This is a genomic window from Caballeronia sordidicola (assembly GCF_000729995.1).
In the GTDB taxonomy this organism is placed as follows: domain Bacteria; phylum Pseudomonadota; class Gammaproteobacteria; order Burkholderiales; family Burkholderiaceae; genus Caballeronia; species Caballeronia sordidicola_A.
The window spans coordinates 34,098-52,930 of the sequence record NZ_JNFG01000025.1 but is presented as its reverse complement, the minus strand read 5'-3'; the positions used below and the strand labels follow the sequence as shown (position 1 = coordinate 52,930).

Genomic DNA, 18,833 nt, shown 5'->3' with positions numbered 1-18,833 from the left:
TCATGGTCCCTATAATGCATAAGGCACCACTCGGCGGTTACATCCCATCATGCTTCCTTTGAAATATCTCAGCGCTTATCCGCAAACGCTTCAGGACAAGGTCCGCAAACTGATTGCCGATGACCAGCTTGGCGTGTATCTCGCCGACCGTTATCCGCAGCGGCACGCGGTGCAATCGGACCGCGCGCTGTATCAGTACACCACGGATCTGAAGCAGGAGTTCCTGCGCGTGGCGCCCGCTATCGATAAGGTGATGTACGACGCCAAGCTCGACGTCCTGCGTCATGCGCTCGGTCTGCACACGGCCATATCACGCGTGCAGGGCGGCAAGCTCAAGGCAAAGAAGGAGATTCGCGTGGCCGCCTTGTTCAAGGAAGCACCGCCTGAATTCCTGCGCATGATCGTCGTGCATGAACTCGCGCATTTGAAGGAAAGCGACCACAACAAGGCGTTTTATCGGCTATGCGAATTCATGCAGCCGGGGTATCACCAGATCGAATTCGATCTGCGCATGTATCTGACCCAGCGCGAGCTTTCACGCGATTCATCCATGAAGTAATGTCGTCAATCCGCGGCTGCGTGAGCGAGTGTTTCGCTGGCAGCACTTCGCATCGGCCGGATCAGCAACAGCAGCGGCATCACCAGCAAGGTCGCCACAAACATCAACTTGAAGTCATTCAGGTACGCGATCATCTGCGCCTGCTGATTGATCGACTGATCCATCAGCGCGAGACTCAACTGCGATCCACTCTCGAGCATGGGCTGCATCGACGGATTGAACACGTTCACATTCGCCGCAAGATCGGCGTGCGCGACCTGCGTGCCGCGCGTCATCATGGTCTGCACGATCGAGATGCCGATACTGCTGCCAATGTTTCGCATCAGGCTGTAGGTCGCGGTGCCGTCAGCGCGTAGTTCGGGCGTCAGCGTGGAAAACGTCAGCGCACTGAGCGGCACGAAGACGAAACCCAGGCCAAAACCCTGGATCACGCCGGGCCACACGATGTCCGACGCGGACAGCACGAGCGTGTAATGCATCATCTGCCAGAGCGCGAACGCCGAAACGAGAAAACCGGCGAGCAACAACAGACGCGCGTCGATACGTCGTAGTAGCCGCCCGGCGACCAGCATGGCGACCATCGTTCCCGCGCCGCTCGGCGCCGTGACCAGACCGGTCGTGGCGACAGGATAGTTCATCAGGTTTTGCAGCATCGGCGGCAACAACGCACGGGTCGCGTACATCACCGCGCCAATCATGAAAATAAACAACACGCCGGTTGCGAAATTGCGGTCCTTCAACAGCTCGTACTTGAAGAATGAACGCTTGCCGGCGGTCGCTGTGTGCGCGAGAAAAAAGATGAAGCTCAGCACTGCGAGAATGGCTTCGATGCGGATTTCGAGCGAACTAAACCAATCGAGCTGCTCGCCGCGATCGAGCATGGCCTGCAACGCGCCGATCGCCAGACCCAGCGTGGCGAAGCCGAACGCGTCGAATTTCACCCCGAGCTTCGCCGCTCGCGCCGGCAGGAACGTCACCACGCCAAAGAGCGCAAACGCGCCAATCGGCACGTTGATGAAAAATACCCAGCGCCAGTTGTAGCTATCGGTCAGCCAGCCGCCGAGTGTCGGCCCGAGAATTGGCCCGACCATCACGCCCATGCCCCAGACGGCCATCGCCTGGCCCTGCTTTTCGCGCGGATTGATGTCGAGCAGGATGGATTGCGAAAGCGGCACGAGCGAGGCTCCAAAAATCCCCTGCAGCAATCGCGACGCGACAATCTGCGCAAGACTCTCCGATAACCCGCACAGCGCCGACGCAATCGTGAAGCCACCAATAGAAATGATCAGCAGGCGCTTCGTGCTCAGCCGATCGGATAACCAGCCCGTCAGCGGCGTGGCGATCGCCGCCGCAACGATGTAGGACGTCAGCACCCACGTGATCTCGTCCTGCGACGCCGACAGCGTGCCCTGCATATGCGGCAGCGCGACATTGGCGATCGTGCTGTCGAGCGTCTGGATCAGCGTTGCAAGCATGATCGAGATCGTGAGCATGGGCCGATTGAGCGGCGCGGCCGGCACCGCGCTTGCCGGCATTGATTCAGAGGACATTCAGGCGCCGATTCGGTTAGCAGGTTGCTTACTCTCTTATTTTAATAATAAGCATGCTTATTATAAACAGGCTGATGATTGGAACAAGGTGTCAAAAATCCGGGGAAACCCGTGCTTCCCGAATGCATGTGGGCGAGGGCTTCTTTCGTATAATCCGTGCATGGAAACGCACCTCGACAAGCGCTTTGGTTTTCTGATCTCGGACGTTGGTCGCTTGTGCAGCAAGCGCTTCGACGAACTCGCGAAATCGTCCCTAGATCTCACGCGGGCGCAATGCCGCGCGCTCGCCTATCTGTCCCATTTCGGCGATGTGAACCAGGCCCGGCTGGCCGATCTGCTGGAAGTCGCGCCGATATCGGCCGGTCGCCTGCTCGATCGGATGGAAGAAGGCGGCTGGATCGAACGCTTTTCGAATCCCGATGACCGTCGAGAACGAACGGTGAGGATGACGGCAAAGGCTGAAGGCGCACTCGGCAAGGCACGCCGAGTGGGCGATGCAGTCGCCGCTGAAGCGTTGGCAGGGCTCGATGCGGACGAGCGCGCGCAACTGATCTCCCTGCTGCGACGCGTGCGCGTGAACCTGAGCACGATTGTGGACGAGTGAGCGATTTGCTGCGGCTCGGGGAGCCGCGAACTTGCGTCTGTATCGAAACTGCAAAAAGCCGGCGCCGTGAAGCGCTCGGTCGCGCGATTGCCGTGGAAACGGCCGGAGTTAGATCCATCGCCGCAGTGCAATAAATAGGAGGTCCGTCACTTGCTACAAGGCGTGTCGGAACTCCAGCACGCATAGCCGCGCTTCCTGGCTCCTGCACCGCGTACGCCTCTCTCCCCATTGCAGCTCGTCTCCTCCGGAATCCGACATGCTCTTGCTCGCCATACCGCTAACGGTAGTCGTCACGCTCGTCGTGGTCCTGATCCTCGCGAACTTCGTAAGCGGCGAAAAGAAGGTCGAGCACAACATCGACCGGCTGTATTCCAGCGACGACCCGCAATTCATTCGTTCAATGAGCCTCTTGCTGGGTCCTCCGGTGACGTCCGGCAACCGGTATGAAGTGCTGCTGAACGGCAACGAAATCTTCCCTTCCATGCTTGATGGCATTCAGTCCGCCAAAGAGACCATTACCTTCGAAACGTTTATCTACTGGTCCGGTGAAATTGGCGCGCGATTTGCGGCGGCGTTATCCGAAAAAGCGCGCTCGGGCGTTGCGGTGCATATCCTGCTTGACTGGGTGGGTTGCAAGAAAATGGATCATCGTTATCTCGACGAACTGCGGCAAGCCGGTGCCGACGTTGTGCAATATCACAAGCCGCACTGGACCGGGCTCGGACGAATGAATAACCGGACGCACCGGAAGCTGCTGATCATCGACGGCCGCGTGGGTTTCACCGGTGGTGTTGGGATTGCAGAGGAATGGACCGGCCACGCGCAAAACGAAAAGCATTGGCGCGACACGCATTTCCGGGTGGAAGGCCCGGTAGTTGGACACATGCAGGCCGTGTTCATGGACAACTGGATCAAGGTGACCGGCAATGTGCTGCATGGTCCTGCGTACTTTCCTGAGATACCACCATTGCCGGAAGGCGATGCCAGTAATGGGGTTGCGCACATGTTCAGCAGCTCCCCCACCCACGGCGCCGACGACATGGAACTGATGTATCTCATGGCGATCACGGCGGCTACGCACACCATTCATCTGGCAAGCGCATATTTCGTCCCCGATGGCCTCGCGATCAACGCCCTGGTGGAAGCCGCACGGCGCGGCGTGAGAGTGCGCATTGTGACGCCGGGAAAACGCATCGACACGCATACCGTGCGTGAAGCCTCCCGCGCCTGCTGGGGAGATCTCTTGGCCGCGGGTATCGAAATCCATGAATATCAGCCGACCATGTTTCATTGCAAATTGCTCGTAGTCGACGATTACCTGGTTTCGGTCGGATCGACGAATTTCGACAGCCGCTCGTTCAAGCTCAACGACGAAGCGAACCTCAATATCTACGATCGCGAATTCGCCCGTCAGCAAAGCGCGATCTTCGACGCCGATATAGAAAAGTCACAGCTCGTTACCTACGAAGACTGGCTGCATCGACCGAGGTTGGAGAAGCTGATAGAGAAAGCGATGCCGTTGCTCGATTGGCAGCTTTGAGCATCTGCACGATCTTTCCCGGGTTTCGACTGCCGCCTTCGACCTCAATGCCGCGTCAAACCGCCACCCGCCGCTGCCTCGATCAGCTTTCTCATAGGCCACGCCTCGGCGTACTGGCCAATCACAGCCACCTCACGATCCGCCTGCTCGGGTAGCAAACGGTCGTCCACCACCACGATGATCGGCATTTTGGCGGTCAGCGCACTGCCACGCAGGTCAACAAGCTTGTAGAGCTCCGACGACGAAGCGTTGCGATGACATGAGATCACGTCGATCTGCGTGTCACCCTGCGACAGGTCGAAGCCACACTGACGACCCGACACGCCCGCGGCCTTGCGTGTGCTCTTGATTGCCGGAACATCCGGCTTCATTGCGTTGAGATAAAGCCTTGTGTCACCGATCAGGTTGGGTTCGCGAACCGCGAAGTCGGTGCCGGCGTTATCGAACTCCCATCTGGCCAGACTGAGTAACGCGTCTACATAGCTCGCGAACCCTGACGCCATGTTGGCAATTTCAAACGTGCCTTCAATTTCACCCTCGTGCGTCACGTTGATGCCGGGCTGCTTGATCGCTGCTTTCACCACCTGATAGTCCCGCAGATGAAATGAACTGATCTGGCGGGCGAAGCAGTGGAACAGCGTCCCTCCTGAATCAAAGAACCTTATTTGCTCGCGGTCCCCCAGATATTCCGCATAGATCTCGAATGGGTCGCCACCGTAAAAGCCAAACGGAGTTTGAAGAGCCATCATGGGCGGGTATTCATCTTCTAGTTCCACGCAGCCGAAGCCGAGGTTTGCGCACATGTGCTGGCAGGACGACTGGATATTCATTTCGACTCCGGAACCAATGGATCAGGTAAGACGCCCGTCAGCGTTAAGTTGGTCTTTTTGCAGAAGAGCAGCAGCGCACCCGCGAAACTGATTGCGGACCATTCAGCGTGTCCCGCTAAACGATCACGACCCACGTGTTCGTGAGGACGCTGATGAGCATCAGCCGGTCGCCGACCACTTTGAAAGACATCGAACTGGTACGCACGGCGATTACCCCGATGCTGGGAGTAATACATGCTGAACAGGAACTGCTTAAGGTGCGGTCGCCGGCTGTATCGAACAGATAGATCGGCCGTGATGCCCTGGATGCGCCTGCCCTCGGCATCCGTAACACCGAATTCGCATTTCGCCCAACTTATTGTTTGCTGGCGCCTTCTCCATCCCGTTGAAGGATCGCCAAATTTGATAAGGCCCAACAGCCGTTCCGCCTCGTCCCGTGGAAGATCGTCGATCATATGAGGTCATGGTTTGCATCCTGCGTGCTTGCGTGGATTTCACATGACCGACGATACCTTGATGCACTTTAGGTGAGTCAAGATGAAAATTGTCATAAAGTATCTACGTGCCAATTACCCCCGTCCGCATCAGTTCCTCGATCTGTACATCGCTCATTCCAAGTACGTCGTGCAACATGGCGCTCGTATGTTGTCCGAGCATCGGGGGCGCCTGATCGTACGCAACCGGCGTAGCCGATAAACGCAGCGGACTCGCCACCGTCGGCGCAACGCCCGCGACGGGATGCGGTATCTCCCGCGCCGCGCCGCGAAATTGCGCCTGTTCGGAATTGAAGGCCTGCTCGATATCGTTGATCGGCCCGCATGGCACGCCGCACGCCTCGAGCGTGGCAACCCAAGCGTTGCGAGGACGCGTGATGAAGACCTCCGCCAGTTGCGGCAACAATTCCGCCCGGTTCACGCTACGCCCGCTATTGGTGGCGAAACGTGCATCGAGCGCAAGTTCCGGCACGTTCATCGCAGTGCACAGCGAACGAAACTGGCTATCGTTGCCGCATGCGACGATCACATGTCCATCGCTCGCGGCGAAGGTCTGATACGGCACGATGTTCGGATGCGCGTTGCCCATTCGCTGTGGCGCGATTCCCGTGGTGAGGTAATTCATGGACTGGTTAGCGAGCATGGCGAGCTGGCAATCGAGCAACGCGATGTCCAGATGTTGCCCGAGCCCGCTTTTTCCGCGCTCCATCAGCGCGGCGAGCACGCCGGTGGTGGCGTACATGCCGGCCATCAGATCCGTCACCGCCACGCCGACTTTTTCCGGACCGCCGCCCGCTACGCTGTCGGGCTCGCCGGTAATGCTCATCAGCCCGCCCATGCCCTGGATCAGGAAGTCGTAGCCCGCGCGTTGCGATAGCGGTCCGCTTTGCCCAAACCCCGTTATCGAGCAGTACACAAGCCGCGGATTGATCGCCGAAAGACTCTCGTAGTCCAGCCCATACTTCTTGAGCCCACCGACCTTGAAGTTTTCAACGACTACGTCGCATGACTTCGCGAACTCGCGAATCACCGCGGCGCCTTCGGGTGAACTCATGTCGATGGCAACCGACTGCTTGTTGCGGTTCGCGCACAAAAAATACGCGCTCTCCGATGTGTCCCGGCCCTCGGCGTCGCGCAGGAACGGCGGGCCCCACGTGCGGGTATCGTCGCCAGCGCCGGGACGCTCGATCTTGATCACTTGCGCCCCGAGATCCGCGAGGTTCTGCGTGCACCACGGCCCCGCCAGCACCCTCGATAAATCCAGTACACGAATGCCATCCAACGGGCGTTTTCTAGGTATGTTCATGTTCGCGCCCGGGTTCTCCGGCGTCGGTTGGTTCTTGCTGTCCTGCACCATTTCACCTCGTTCGTTTCAAGCCAGGTTTTGGCTGATCGGCCCGTTCATGGCCGGAAAAATGTGAATCGGCATGCCTGGTCCGGCGGCTGGCGGAGAAGCGCACGGCTGATGCCGTCGATTGTAGCCAAGTCGCCAGATACGGCGCCCCCGGTCACGCGTTCGTCCGTTTGCCCGCCTCGTGTATCCCAACGCGCACCAGCTAATCCATACGATCAAAATTACGGAACACAGTCGAAATATTTGTCAGGTACCGGAATATTCCGCGAGCATCATCCGTTTATCCCGTACCTGCACACATGGAACGAGACAAACAACATGAGAAAGCGAACCCCGATGCTCGCTGCAGCCCTGACCCTTGTTGTTGCCTTCAGCCTGAATGCTCACGCCGCCCCGCCAATGGCCGGAGGCGGTATGTACACCGACGCGAAAGGCATGACGCTCTACACGTTTGACAAAGATTCGGCATCGGGGGCGAGCGCATGCAGCGGCGGTTGCGCCCAGGCGTGGCCGGCGGTCATGGCCGATACCTCGGACAAACCCCAAGGTGACTGGACCATCGTGCCCGCGGGCGATGGCGGTAACCAGTGGGCGTACAAAGGCAAGCGCGTCTACACGTTCGCGAAAGACAAGAAACCCGGCGATGCCAACGGCGACAATTTCAAGGACATGTGGCACACGGTGAAGCAGTAAGCGTGAAGCAAGTAAACAATTAGCGCGATGGAGACCAGCAAGAAGCGATCGATGGCCACTGTGCGCGTGCGGCAATATCGTCGTCACGCGAACAGTGGCCTGGACCGCTGAAAGTGAACCAGTCATGAGCATAGGCCGTTGAGCTTCGATACCGACCTCGTTGGGGTTCTTCCGCAGTTGCGGCGTTATGCGCGCGCGCTGACGGGAGACCGTGCGTGGGCCGATGACCTCGTGCAGGATGTGACCGAACGCGCGCTGGGCCGGTCGAAGGGATTTCGTGTCGGCAGCAATCTGCGCGCGTGGCTGTTCACTATCATGCGCAATCTCTATATCGATCAGTTGCGCGGGCGGCGTGATATTGCCGTCGACGATGAAACCGCGCCGTGGCGGCAAATGGCCGCGCCCGTGGGTGAAGTCGACGGACTCGTGCTGCGCGACGTGCAACGCGCGCTGTATTGCTTGCCGGTCGAGCAACGCGAAGTCATGCTGCTCGTCTGCGTCGAGGACATGAGTTATCAGGAGGCATCCGTGGTGCTGAACGTGCCGGCCGGAACGGTGATGTCGCGACTTTCGCGGGCACGTGAACACATGCGTGTGCTGCTCGGTGAGGAACCGGGCCGCAAATCGGCATCGTTGAAAATCGTGAGTGGCACATGACGAATCCCGAACGTCCTGAACAGGCGGAATCCAGCGCGGCGGCCGATGAGTTGCGCGCGCTGTCGGCGTTCATCGACGATGAAGCGCCGGAGGCGGAGCGCGCTGAAACCGCTGCGCGCATCGACCGCGATCCGGCGAGCGCGGCGACGGTCGCCGCGTATCGCGCGCAAGACAATGCGCTGCGGGCGCTGTTTGCCGCCACTGCGGATAAGGAACCGCAAGTCGTGGTCGTGCGTCCTCGCATGCGTTATCTGATGGCGGCGAGCTGGCTGGTTGTGGGGATCGCATGCGGCTTTCTGATGCACATGCTGTTGCCGGTCCTCGATCGGGATCGCCCGGCGCCGACGTTCGCGCAACGCGCGGATATCGCTTATGCCGTCTATGCGCCGGAGCAGCGGCACGCGGTGGAAGTCGCGGCGTCGCAGGAAGATCATCTCGTGACATGGTTATCCAAGCGGCTCAACCGGACCCTGACCATTCCCTCGCTGCACGAATATGGGTTCGAGCTGGTCGGTGGCCGCTTGTTGCCCGGCGAGGACGGACCCGCGGCGCAGTTCATGTATCAGAACGCCAGCGGCGAACGGCTCACGCTGTACATGACCGGCGGTTCGGGCAAGCATAACGACGAGTACGCCATACGGATGTTGCGCGACGGCTCGCGACGAACTTTCTACTGGACGACGGATCATGCGGGTTACGCGCTCTCAGGACAGATCGGCGAGGCGAAGCTCCGTGCCATCAGCTTCGATACCTGCGCAGCATTAGGCGGCGATCCGAAGAAATGGCAGTAAGAGGTTGCCAGGATCGCAGCGCTTGAAGAAGGGGAACACATCAAGCGTGCGTAGTATCCCAAGCGAAGTTATTGAGACCCGAGGCCAGAAGAACAATGAAGAATGATTCAAGCATGTGCCGCGCGAAGCGGCTTTTGCGCGTTGCCGCGATAGGCGCGGGATGTTTCCTGAGTGTCACTGCAATCGCCGCGAGCGCCGATGAGCGCTTCACGCTGACCTCGCCCGGCCTCGCCGATAACGGCACCCTCGACTCCCGGCACGCCGCCAGCGCTCAGGATTGCGGCGGCAAGAACGTCTCGTTGCCGTTGGCGTGGAGCAATGCGCCGGCCGAGACCAAAAGCTTTGCGGTCACGATCTACGATCCCGACGGCGCGCGCGGCCTGGGTATCGTGCATTGGGTTCTCTACGGAGTTCCTGCTGCGACGACAGCGCTCGGAGAAGGTGGTCCGCCGCCGGCGGGCAGTATCGGCGGAATCAACCGGACGGGGAAGGATGGCTATTACGGACCTTGCCCGCCGCACGGCGATGCGCCGCATCACTATGTCGTGCAAGCCTACGCGCTGGATCTCGCCGCGAATGCACTGCCCGCCGCGCTCGACCGCGATGGGTTGATCACTGCGATGAAGGGCCACGTGCTGGCGGCGTCGAGCATGGTGGTGCGGTACGCGCGCTGACTATCGACCGAGGGCGATGCCTGATTAGGTAGGCTGATGCCCTCAGGCCTCATCCGCAGCCGCGAGGCCCGCTCTCGTCTGCACGCGCCACGCACGTGAACCTCCGAGGAAGTCGACCCAGCCGAGCGCCGCGCCCGTATGACGCAGCAACTGGAAAGTAAACGGCTCGACGATCGCGGTCACGACCGCCATCCACAGGCTCGACCCGGCGGTGTCCCCCGTCCAGCGCCGATACAGATGCACGGTCCACAAATGGAACGCGAAATCGATAAGGATCTTCGCGCCGATCACACTGAAAATCGGCAGGACAATGGCGCCGCGCCGATCCACGATGAACCCCAACAACAGCGCAAACGCCGTCAAGCCGTAGATGGGCTGCACGGTATCGAAGGCCTTCACCGGCAGCATCAGCAAACCGAGCGTGCCGTAACGCCGGTTGCCGGTCATATCGCGATTCCAGTATTGCGTCTGCAGAAAACCTGCGAACCAGCGTCGCCGTTGCCGCATGAAACCGCTGAACGAACTGGGCGCGTCCGTGATGGCGTGCGCGTTGCCCACCACCCGCACGTCCCAGTCCAGACCGTGATCGACGGAATGGCGGCGCAGACGGTGAATCAGCTCGTAATCCTCCACCAGGCATTGCGGATCGAAACCTCCGACGGCCAGCAACGCATCGCGTCGAAATGAAGCGAACGCGCCGGAGATCAGCAAGAGGCTATCGGCGCGCATCCACGCAAACCGTGCGATGAAATTACGGATGTATTCGTAAGTCTGGAACCACTGGAAAAAGCGCCCGCTCATCGTTTTGCTGCACACCGGAACCAGGATGCCCGCCGCGGCAACCAGGTTCGGCCGCAATGCAAACGCGCTGCGCATGGCCAGGACGGCATCGTCGGCGAGACGCGTATCGGCATCGACGGTCATCACGATCGGCGTACTGATCTTTTCGATCGCCGCGTTCAGCGCACGCGCCTTGCCGCCATGTGCGACGCGCATCCAGAAGAGCGTCGGATGCAGGGTGGACGCCGCGCTCAACTCGCCCTCCGCTGCCGCAACAAGACCAAAACGCTGCGTGAGAAGTTCGGCGGTGCCATCGGAAGAACCATCGTCGGCAATCACGATTTGCGCCGCGCCGTGCGTTTGCCCGAGCAATTTCGCGAGCGTGTTGGGCAGCACGGCGGCTTCGTTATGCGACGCCACGATCACGCCGAGTTGCGGCAAACCACGTTCGCGCTGCTTGCGATCAAGCGGCTTGTGCGGCCTCACGAGCGTCCACGATTTCGCCGCGACGAACATCAGCAGCAAGGTGTCGTAGACCACGTACGCAATGCCTGTAGACCATGCCACCACGCCGTGCAGGAAGAACGCGCGGGCGAACAGAACAAGCCACAGCACGACCACGCTGCCGTGAATCAGCACGCTCGCGAGCGTCACGGGGCGCGGTGCGATGCGCGGCGAAGCCTGCGCGAGCGCCTCTTCCATAGAGCGTTTCAAAAGCGGGTCCGATTGAGCCGGAGTCTTTTTTGTCCGTACGGGTACGGCGTGCAGTTTGATGTCCATTACGGCACCATCCGCGAGATCACCGACTTCTTGTCGATCCATTGATGCTTGAGCGCGCCGCCCACGTGCATCGCCAAAAGCGCATACAGCGCGTAACCCAGCCACGCGTGCAATGCGCCGAAACGATCGTGCAACGACTCCTTCAGCGCCGGATCGAGATTCATCACGAAACCTATGCGCGGCCACGGAATCAGGCCGAACAGATGCATCGGATGGGTAGCGGCGCCTTTCCACGCCGAGTCGTGCAGCCAGCCGGATAAAGGCAAGCCGATCATCAGCAGATACAGCACGAAATGGGCGATGTGAGCGGCCATGTGCTCCCACTTCGGAAACGCCTTCGGCAATGGCGGCGGTCGATGCGAAACGCGCCACAAGATACGCAGCAGCACCAGCCCGAGAACGGTGATGCCGATGGACTTATGGGTATCGACGACTGTACGCACCCACGAATCGGGAAACGATTCCGCCGTCAACCCCAGCACGACGTTACAGATGATCAGCAACGCGATCAGCCAGTGCAGGACCATCGCGGTGCGCGTGTAGCGTAGCGTCGTCTCGGTCTGGGGCGGTTGTGAAACCACGTTGGCAGCTTGCGTGGACATTGAAACTCCGTGCGAAAAATGGAAATCGGCGGGATGGTTCTTTCTGCAACCTGTCGCGCTGGATGAGCTTATTCAAGCGCGATTGTTTGCAGACGACACGATCCAAACGCGCCGTGACGCCGGTTTATTCCATCGATTCTGCGGGAAAACGCGAACTTGCGTTTGTAGATGAATTGTCAGGTGAGGTGTTGAAAGGTATCGGCCGCTTCAGCGCCCTTCGCGTTTGGCGAAACGAAAGCCAACACCGCTTGTGCGAATCGGAGTGCCGCCGGATTCGCAGCATCGCGGCGCGTCACAAGATGGAGCGGCGCGGAGAACGCTTCGTCGCCGGCAACAGCGCAATACACCACGGTTTCCTGCTGGTAACGCTGCATGGATGCCGGCACGAGCGTGATGCCGCCGCCCGCCGCCACCAGATTGATGGCGCTCAACATGCGCGGCACTTCGCTCACCACTTCAGGCTTGAATCCCGCCGTCTCGCACGCGCGGATGAAGTCAGCGTACATGCCCGGCGCGCCCGGCCGCCGCACGAAGATAAACGACTCGCCGGCGAGCGCTTTCAGCGGCACACGCGGCTGTTTGCCCGGGCGCACGCCTTTTGCCGGCAGCAGCTTGTGGCCGACCGGCAGCACGAGCACCATGCGCTCTTCGTGCAGCAGGTCGAAGCGCAATTCCGCGGGCATCTCGATTGGCTTGCGCAAGATGCCTGCATCGACGCGTCCATTCATCATCCGTTCGATGATGTCAGCCGCATTGATCTCGTTCAGGTCGATGGCGATATCCGGATGCGTCGCGCGAAACCGACGGATCGCGGCGGTGGCAAGCGGGTGGAATGCTGCGGAACTCGTCAGCGCGATCCGCACGGAGCCGAGCTGGCCGTTCGCCACCCGCCGCGCATTGACCACGCCTTGATCGAGCGCGTCGAGCACGGCGCGGGCATCTGCCTCGAACGCCGCGCCCGCCGATGTCAACTCCACACCACGCGGCAAGCGCGTGAAAAGCGCGAAACCCAGCTCGCGCTCAAGCTCCTGAATCTGCTGCGATAACGGCGGCTGCTGAATATGCAACCGCGCCGCCGCCCGCGTGAACTGGCGCTCTTCGGCGACGGTGAGGAAATACCGCAGGTGACGCAGTTCCATCGAGAGGCCTCACATATTTGACAGATATGGCAATGCCATTCGATATGTATTTTACATTTGCCACTGCGTTTCGTACTCTTCGATTCAAATACACATAAATGCAGCGATCCGGAGACATATGGAAACCACTTTCCCACCCAACGCGGCTGACCATCCGCCAGCTTCTTTGGCGTCGCTCAGCAAGGCGCAGATTCGCCGCGCCGTGCTGGCATCGGTGATCGGCAATGGGCTGGAATGGTTCGATTTCCTGATCTACGGCTACTTCGCGAAGATCATCGCGCACGTGTTTTTCCCGGTCGGAAATACCGCGCTTTCAACAGCGCTGACACTCGGCACGTTTGCCGTCGGGTTTATCGTGCGGCCGCTTGGCGGGATCGTCATCGGGGCGTACGCGGATCGCGTCGGGCGCCGCAAGACGCTCTCCATGCTCATCCTGTTGATGGCCGCCAGCACCTTGTTGATGGGCCTGACGCCCGGCTATTCGACGATCGGGATCGCTGGGCCTTTGCTGGTGCTGCTTGCTCGCGTCATGCAGGGTTTATCTGTCGGCGGGGAGTTCGCTACCGCCGCCGCGATGCTCACCGAATATGCGCCCCGCGGCAAGAAGATGTACTTCGGCAGCTTCCAGATGACATCGCAGGCGGTGGCGCTCGTGCTTTCGTCGGCGTTTGGTTATTTCCTGACATCGAATCTGGATCGGGCGTCGCTTGAATCGTGGGGCTGGCGCGTGCCATTCCTGGTCGGCGCGCTGGTCGGGCCGGTGGGGTTCTACATCCGGCACAAAGTCGCGGAATCGCCCGAGTTCGTCGAGTTGCGCGAACGGCTGGGGCACGCGCCGCGGCAGACCATCCGCGGCTTTTTCCGGCAACGCGGCGATGCATCGTTGTGCGCGATGGGCGTGATCATCGTTGGGACTGCAACGAATTACCTGTGGCACACGTTCATGCCGCTGTATGTCGAGCGTCAGTTGCACCTGCCTCTCAAGAATGCGTTGTTCGGCACGGCGGTGTCGGGGCTGGTCTCCATAGTGGGTTATCCGCTCGCCGGGAAACTCGCGGACCGGATTGGCGCGTACCGGCTGTTCTTTCCGGTGACGATTGTCTGGGTCGTGATCGCGTATCCGCTGTTTGCATGGGTACTCGCATCCCCAACGCCTGGGCGTGTTTTCGCCGCGCAAATGGTCGCGACCGTCGTGCTGAGTCTGATGTCCGGGCCACATCCGGGCATGCTCACGCAGTTGTTCCCCACCGCCAACCGATCCACTGGCGTTGCGCTCTCGTACAACATCGCGGTGACGTTGTTCGGTGGCCTCGCGCCGTTGACCGTCTCCACGCTGATTACCGTGACCGGATCGAATATCGTGCCGGCGTATTACCTGATCTTCGCGGGCTTCGTGTCGCTCGCGCTGGTCGGGCTGACACGCTCCGGGCAACGTCTGCGCCGCGATCCTGACGCCCTCCCGCTGGATTGATATGACTGCCGTGTTCCCTTCCCTCCCTAAACCTCGTAATGAGCGCCCGGTCAACGCAGTCGGCAACGAACGGCTGCGCGTGATGACGCCGCGCGGCACGGGTACGGTGCCGTTTTATCGATCGATCGACGAACGAGATGCCGCGAACGTTTCGCGAATCGTGATCCTGCTGCACGGCCGGTTGCGCGATGCCGATGCCTACCTGCTCTCGGCGCAACGTGCGCTGGCGGCGGCATCGACCGATCCCGTGCATACATTGCTGCTCGTCCCGCAGTTCCTGGCCACCGCGGATATTGCCGCGCACGGATTGTCCGCAGACATGCTCCACTGGGAATGGACCTCGTGGATGGGCGGCGATGATGCAGTGGGCCCCGCGCCGCTCAGTTCCTTCGATGTCCTCGATGCATTCATCGCGCAATTTGCGGATCTCGCACGTTATCCGGCTCTGCGCGACGTGGTGATCGCCGGGCATTCGGGCGGCGCACAGGTCGCGCATCGGTACGCAATTGTGGGCGCCGGTTGCAACGTGGCCGGCGTGCGGTGCCGGTACTTGATTGCGAATCCGTCGTCGTATGTGTACTTCGATTCGATGCGCCCCTACGCCGACGGCGTTCTCCGCCCCGCCGATACCACCGCATGCCCCGGTGTGGATGACTGGAAGTACGGCGTGCAGCGCGCGCCGCGCTACGCAGAGTCCACGTCATTCGATGCGCTCGAAACACGTTACGCCGCCAGCGACGTTATCTATCTGATCGGCCAACAGGATTGCGATCCACACCACGACGCACTCGACCGTTCGTGTGCGGCACAAGCGCAAGGGCCCCATCGGCTCGCGCGCGGACGTGCTTATTTCTCTTACCTTAAAGCCCGACACGCAGGGCTTGGACATCGCTGCTGGGAAGTCGCCGGCGTAGGGCACAACGGCTCAGCGATGCTCGGTTCGCACGAAGGCGTGCGAGCGCTGTTCGACGCACAACGGCTCGCGAATGTAGTCGATTCATCGACAGCCGGCGCGACGGACTAAACACCGCTTCTGACACCACGACAATAAAGAACGTTGCCGCGGCGACGGGACTGCTGTCGTCCGGACGGTTAGGCGTTTTCCTTGTCGGTTCATCGGCAAGCGGTTGGTTGGTTTGTTTTCCCATTGCAAGCAGCACTCAATAAACATTCGGAGACAGCATGATGAAAACCACCCTCGCCGCTTGCGGCATGTCCCTTGTCGTCGCTGCGCTGGCCGGTTGCGGCGGTTCATCGTCGAATAATGACGGCACGCCGCCCGTGCCGCCTTCGCCTCCCACGCCGCCCATTACGTCTGCCGCTGCATGTTCGGCGCTCGGCGCAACCAAGATCGCAGCGACGTCCATCGGCGTGCCCAGCGATGGCGCAACGGTTGCAAGCGCGACGCTGGTCGCGGCGTCGGCGACGTCCGGCGAGTATTGCCAGGTGAACGGCACCATTGCACCTGTCGATGCAACCGCGCCGAACATCAATTTCGAGGTGAACTTGCCGACGGCATGGAACAACAAGGCGCTGCAATACGGCGGCGGCGGTTTCGATGGCACGCTCATCACCGGCCTTGCCGCCCTCGACATGGCGCCCGCCGGTTCGTCCACACCGCTCGCCCGCGGTTACGTGACCTTCGGCGACGACTCCGGTCACCAGAGCAAAAGCATCACCGACGGCTCGTTCGCCGCGAACGACGAAGCGCTCGCTAACTACGGTGGCCTGACGCTGAAAAAGACCCACGACGTCGCCATGCTGTTGCTAAAAGCGCGTTACGGCGCAGCTCCCACGAAAACCTATTTCTTCGGCAGCTCGACCGGCGGCCGCGACGGTCTCACCGTAATCCAGCGATGGCCCGCTGACTATGACGGCATTGTCGTCAACCGGCCTGCGCTCAACTACACGGGCCTGCGGCTTTCAAACGTTGTGCTTGGCCGCGCGCTTTATCTGAACGGCGGCGCGGGCTGGCTCGACGTCAACAAGACCGTGCTGCTCGAGAACGCCGTGACGAAAGCCTGCGACACACTCGATGGCGTTGCCGACGGCATCATCTCGAACGTCGCGGCCTGCAAGCTCCAAGCGCCCACCGTGCTCGCGAGCCTGCGCTGCCCGGCCGGCAAGGACACGGGGGACACTTGCCTCTCCGACGCCCAGATCGCAAGCGTGAACACGATTGCCTCGCCACTGCTGCTGCCGTATCCGCTCGCGAACGGCGTCACGCGTTACGCCGGGTACAACATTTTCGCAGGTTCCGTGTTCGCGGGTCAGTACACCACGCGCAATTTCGGCACGTCGCCAACACCGGCCAACCCCGCCGGCAAGAACGACGCGAACCAGTGGGTCACGGGCGACCAGTGGGTGAAATACTTCATCACACGTATTCCTACGTTCAATTCACTCACCTTCGATCCGCTGAATCCAGGCGCGTACCAGGCGCAGGTCCAGCAAGTTTCTGCTGAAAGCGATGCCACCAACCCCGACCTCTCGGCGTTCATTGCGAAGGGTGGCAAAGCGATCATCACCCACGGTCTCGCCGATGAAATCGTCAGCACCGATTCGTCCGTGGACTACTACAACGCGCTGGTGCAGAAGTTCGGCCAGGCCTCAGTCGATAATTTCGTGCGCTTCTACCTCATGCCCGGCGTGGGCCACGGCACCGGACCGTTCCTGCCCCAAGTCGATTCACTCGGCGCGCTGGAACAATGGGTGGAAAACGGCACCACGCCGGAAACACTCACCGTCACGGACTCGACCGCTGCGACGGCCGGACGGTCGCGGCCTCTGTGCCGTTACCCGACCTGGCCGAAATACACCGGCGGCGACGTCAATTCAGCTGCGAGTTTCACTTGTAGCCAGTAATTGCCAAGGGAGGATGGGACAGGTCAAACGATCGTGCGGAAGGCTTGTCGAGCAAGAGAAGCAATCGCTTTCTGCTCTGCTATAGTCTTTCCCATCCCCCCTTTCCAGATCGCGCGTGGACCACATTCCCTTATGGGCGCAAATCTGCGCCATTTTCCTGCTGCTGTTTCTCTCCGCATTTTTCTCGATTTCCGAAACATCGATGATGGCGCTCAATCGCCATCGGCTGAAACATCTCGCCAACCAGGGTTCGCTGCGCGCCCGCGTCACGCAGGGCCTGCTTGCCAAGACCGATCAACTGTTGAGTGTGATCCTGATCGGCAACAATCTGATCAACACGATCATTCCGGTGCTGACAACGTCCATCGCGCTGCGCACTTTCGGCCATAACAATCTGGTGTTATCGGTGACAACGGGGGTTGTTGCGTTCTTCATCATTGTGTTTGCGGAGATTGCGCCGAAGATTGTCGGCGCAACGTATCCGGAAAAGGTCGCACTCCCGGCCAGCCTGGTTTTGTCGCCGTTGATGCGAGTGGCCAGGCCGCTCGTCTGGTTCGTCAACCTGTTCGCGAACGGCGTGCTGAAGGTGCTGCATATCAACACCAAAGGTGGCCGGGACCAGCGGCTTTCCACAGAAGAACTGCGCACCATCGTGCTGGAATCGGGCAATTTCATGCCGACCAAGCACCGCAGCATCCTGCTGAACCTGTTCGATCTGGAGAACATCACCGTCGACGACGTGATGATTCCGCGCCGCCGGATTGAAGCACTGGATTTCGATGCCCCCTTCGACACCATCCTGCATCAACTCGAGACCTGTTATCACAACAAGCTGGTGGTGTATCAGGGCGACATCGATCGCGTACTGGGTGTCCTGCACGTGAGAAAGACGCTCTCGGCGCTGCATAACCAGGAATTCGAGCGCGAGACTTTGCGCGAACTGTTGGCCGAGCCGTACTTCGTCCCGGCAGGCACGCCCGTATTTCAGCAACTGCAATTCTTTCAGGAAAGCCGGCATCGAATTGCGATTGTGGTGAACGAATATGGCGAGCTGCAGGGGCTGGTGACGCCGGAAGACATCATTGAAGAATTGATTGGCGAGTTCACCACGACCATTCCGCGCGGGGCCGGTTCGCGTAGCGGCTGGAACGAGGAAGGCGAATGCATTGTGGCGGGCAGCATGCCGTTGCGCGAGTTGAACCGGTGGCTGAAACTGACGCTTCCCACCGACGGCCCGAAGACACTCAACGGTCTGATCCTCGAGACGCTCGAAGAGATTCCGGACGGCGACGTGAGCGTACGTATTGCCGGCGTGCACTTCGAAGTCATGCGCAGTGACGACCAGGCGATACGCACCGTGAAAATATTCCGGCCGCAAGGCGTGGTGCTGAGAAAGCAAGGGTAGCAATGAAGTTGGGGTCATAAGCTGCTCGGGTTTCGCGTTGGGCTT

Annotated in this window: 18 protein-coding genes; 11 read left to right on the top strand and 7 right to left on the bottom strand. The window is 60.3% G+C overall.

What is annotated here, in order from left to right:
* Positions 1–49 precede the first annotated feature (49 nt).
* A complete protein-coding gene (locus FH08_RS0123610) occupies positions 50–559 on the top strand; it encodes a M48 family metallopeptidase (protein ID WP_031360729.1) in 510 nt (169 codons plus the stop codon).
* A 5-nt stretch (positions 560–564) separates the two neighbouring features.
* On the opposite strand, the gene FH08_RS0123605 is transcribed toward FH08_RS0123610, so the two are convergent.
* Positions 565–2,109: a DHA2 family efflux MFS transporter permease subunit gene (locus FH08_RS0123605; RefSeq protein WP_031360728.1), complete on the bottom strand. Its 1,545-nt coding sequence runs from the start codon at positions 2,107–2,109 to the stop codon at positions 565–567.
* 160 nt (positions 2,110–2,269) lie between these two features.
* On the opposite strand from FH08_RS0123605, the gene FH08_RS0123600 reads away from it, so the two are divergent.
* Both FH08_RS0123600 and cls read left to right on the top strand, forming a co-directional pair.
* Complete coding sequence (locus FH08_RS0123600) at positions 2,270–2,713, top strand: MarR family winged helix-turn-helix transcriptional regulator (RefSeq protein WP_031360727.1); 444 nt, start codon at positions 2,270–2,272, stop codon at positions 2,711–2,713.
* Positions 2,714–2,975: 262 nt separating this feature from the next.
* The gene (gene cls / locus FH08_RS0123595) at positions 2,976–4,253 is read left to right on the top strand and encodes a cardiolipin synthase (protein WP_035567013.1); all 1,278 of its coding nucleotides are present in this window, start codon (positions 2,976–2,978) and stop codon (positions 4,251–4,253) included.
* Positions 4,254–4,297: 44 nt separating this feature from the next.
* Here the strand turns inward: cls and FH08_RS0123590 are convergent, their stop codons facing one another.
* The 3 genes from FH08_RS0123590 to FH08_RS0123580 form a co-directional block, all read right to left on the bottom strand.
* On the bottom strand, positions 4,298–5,083 hold the full coding sequence (locus tag FH08_RS0123590; protein ID WP_031360725.1) for a DUF1828 domain-containing protein: 786 nt from the start codon (positions 5,081–5,083) through the stop codon (positions 4,298–4,300).
* The gene (locus FH08_RS0123585) at positions 5,080–5,538 is read right to left on the bottom strand and encodes a hypothetical protein (RefSeq protein WP_031360724.1); all 459 of its coding nucleotides are present in this window, start codon (positions 5,536–5,538) and stop codon (positions 5,080–5,082) included. Before FH08_RS0123585 ends, FH08_RS0123590 begins: the two co-directional genes overlap by 4 nt.
* Before the next feature lie 103 nt (positions 5,539–5,641).
* Positions 5,642–6,883, bottom strand: coding sequence for a CaiB/BaiF CoA transferase family protein (locus FH08_RS0123580; RefSeq protein WP_031360723.1), 1,242 nt, complete (start codon positions 6,881–6,883; stop codon positions 5,642–5,644).
* 366 nt (positions 6,884–7,249) lie between these two features.
* Here FH08_RS0123580 and FH08_RS0123575 point away from each other — a divergent pair, with 366 nt between their 5' ends.
* From FH08_RS0123575 to FH08_RS0123560, 4 genes are all read left to right on the top strand, one after another.
* Positions 7,250–7,624 carry a lipoprotein gene (locus tag FH08_RS0123575; RefSeq protein ID WP_031360722.1) on the top strand — a complete coding sequence of 125 codons (375 nt, stop codon included), beginning with the start codon at positions 7,250–7,252 and terminating at the stop codon, positions 7,622–7,624.
* 138 nt (positions 7,625–7,762) lie between these two features.
* Entirely contained in the window at positions 7,763–8,281 is a 519-nt protein-coding gene (locus FH08_RS0123570) for a sigma-70 family RNA polymerase sigma factor (protein WP_031360721.1), read from the top strand.
* Complete coding sequence (locus FH08_RS0123565; RefSeq protein ID WP_031360720.1) at positions 8,278–9,072, top strand: anti-sigma factor family protein; 795 nt, start codon at positions 8,278–8,280, stop codon at positions 9,070–9,072. Before FH08_RS0123570 ends, FH08_RS0123565 begins: the two co-directional genes overlap by 4 nt.
* A gap of 95 nt (positions 9,073–9,167) precedes the next feature.
* A complete protein-coding gene (locus FH08_RS0123560; RefSeq protein WP_031360719.1) occupies positions 9,168–9,746 on the top strand; it encodes a YbhB/YbcL family Raf kinase inhibitor-like protein in 579 nt (192 codons plus the stop codon).
* Between the two features lie 42 nt (positions 9,747–9,788).
* Here the strand turns inward: FH08_RS0123560 and FH08_RS0123555 are convergent, their stop codons facing one another.
* The 3 genes from FH08_RS0123555 to FH08_RS0123545 form a co-directional block, all read right to left on the bottom strand.
* Positions 9,789–11,228: a glycosyltransferase family 2 protein gene (locus FH08_RS0123555; protein WP_419178023.1), complete on the bottom strand. Its 1,440-nt coding sequence runs from the start codon at positions 11,226–11,228 to the stop codon at positions 9,789–9,791.
* 77 nt (positions 11,229–11,305) lie between these two features.
* Positions 11,306–11,908 (bottom strand): cytochrome b, encoded by a 603-nt coding sequence (locus FH08_RS0123550; protein WP_031360717.1) that lies wholly within the window; start codon positions 11,906–11,908, stop codon positions 11,306–11,308.
* A 176-nt stretch (positions 11,909–12,084) separates the two neighbouring features.
* A complete protein-coding gene (locus FH08_RS0123545; RefSeq protein WP_031360716.1) occupies positions 12,085–13,047 on the bottom strand; it encodes a LysR family transcriptional regulator in 963 nt (320 codons plus the stop codon).
* Positions 13,048–13,165: 118 nt separating this feature from the next.
* On the opposite strand from FH08_RS0123545, the gene FH08_RS0123540 reads away from it, so the two are divergent.
* The 4 genes from FH08_RS0123540 to FH08_RS0123525 all read left to right on the top strand — a co-directional run bounded on the left by FH08_RS0123540 (position 13,166) and on the right by FH08_RS0123525 (position 18,788).
* The gene (locus FH08_RS0123540; RefSeq protein ID WP_031360715.1) at positions 13,166–14,518 is read left to right on the top strand and encodes an MFS transporter; all 1,353 of its coding nucleotides are present in this window, start codon (positions 13,166–13,168) and stop codon (positions 14,516–14,518) included.
* Between the two features lies 1 nt (position 14,519).
* A complete protein-coding gene (locus tag FH08_RS0123535; RefSeq protein WP_035567001.1) occupies positions 14,520–15,542 on the top strand; it encodes a hypothetical protein in 1,023 nt (340 codons plus the stop codon).
* Between the two features lie 161 nt (positions 15,543–15,703).
* Positions 15,704–17,383: a tannase/feruloyl esterase family alpha/beta hydrolase gene (locus FH08_RS0123530; protein WP_419178022.1), complete on the top strand. Its 1,680-nt coding sequence runs from the start codon at positions 15,704–15,706 to the stop codon at positions 17,381–17,383.
* 115 nt (positions 17,384–17,498) lie between these two features.
* Entirely contained in the window at positions 17,499–18,788 is a 1,290-nt protein-coding gene (locus tag FH08_RS0123525; protein ID WP_031360712.1) for an HlyC/CorC family transporter, read from the top strand.
* The last annotated feature ends 45 nt before the right edge of the window (positions 18,789–18,833 follow it).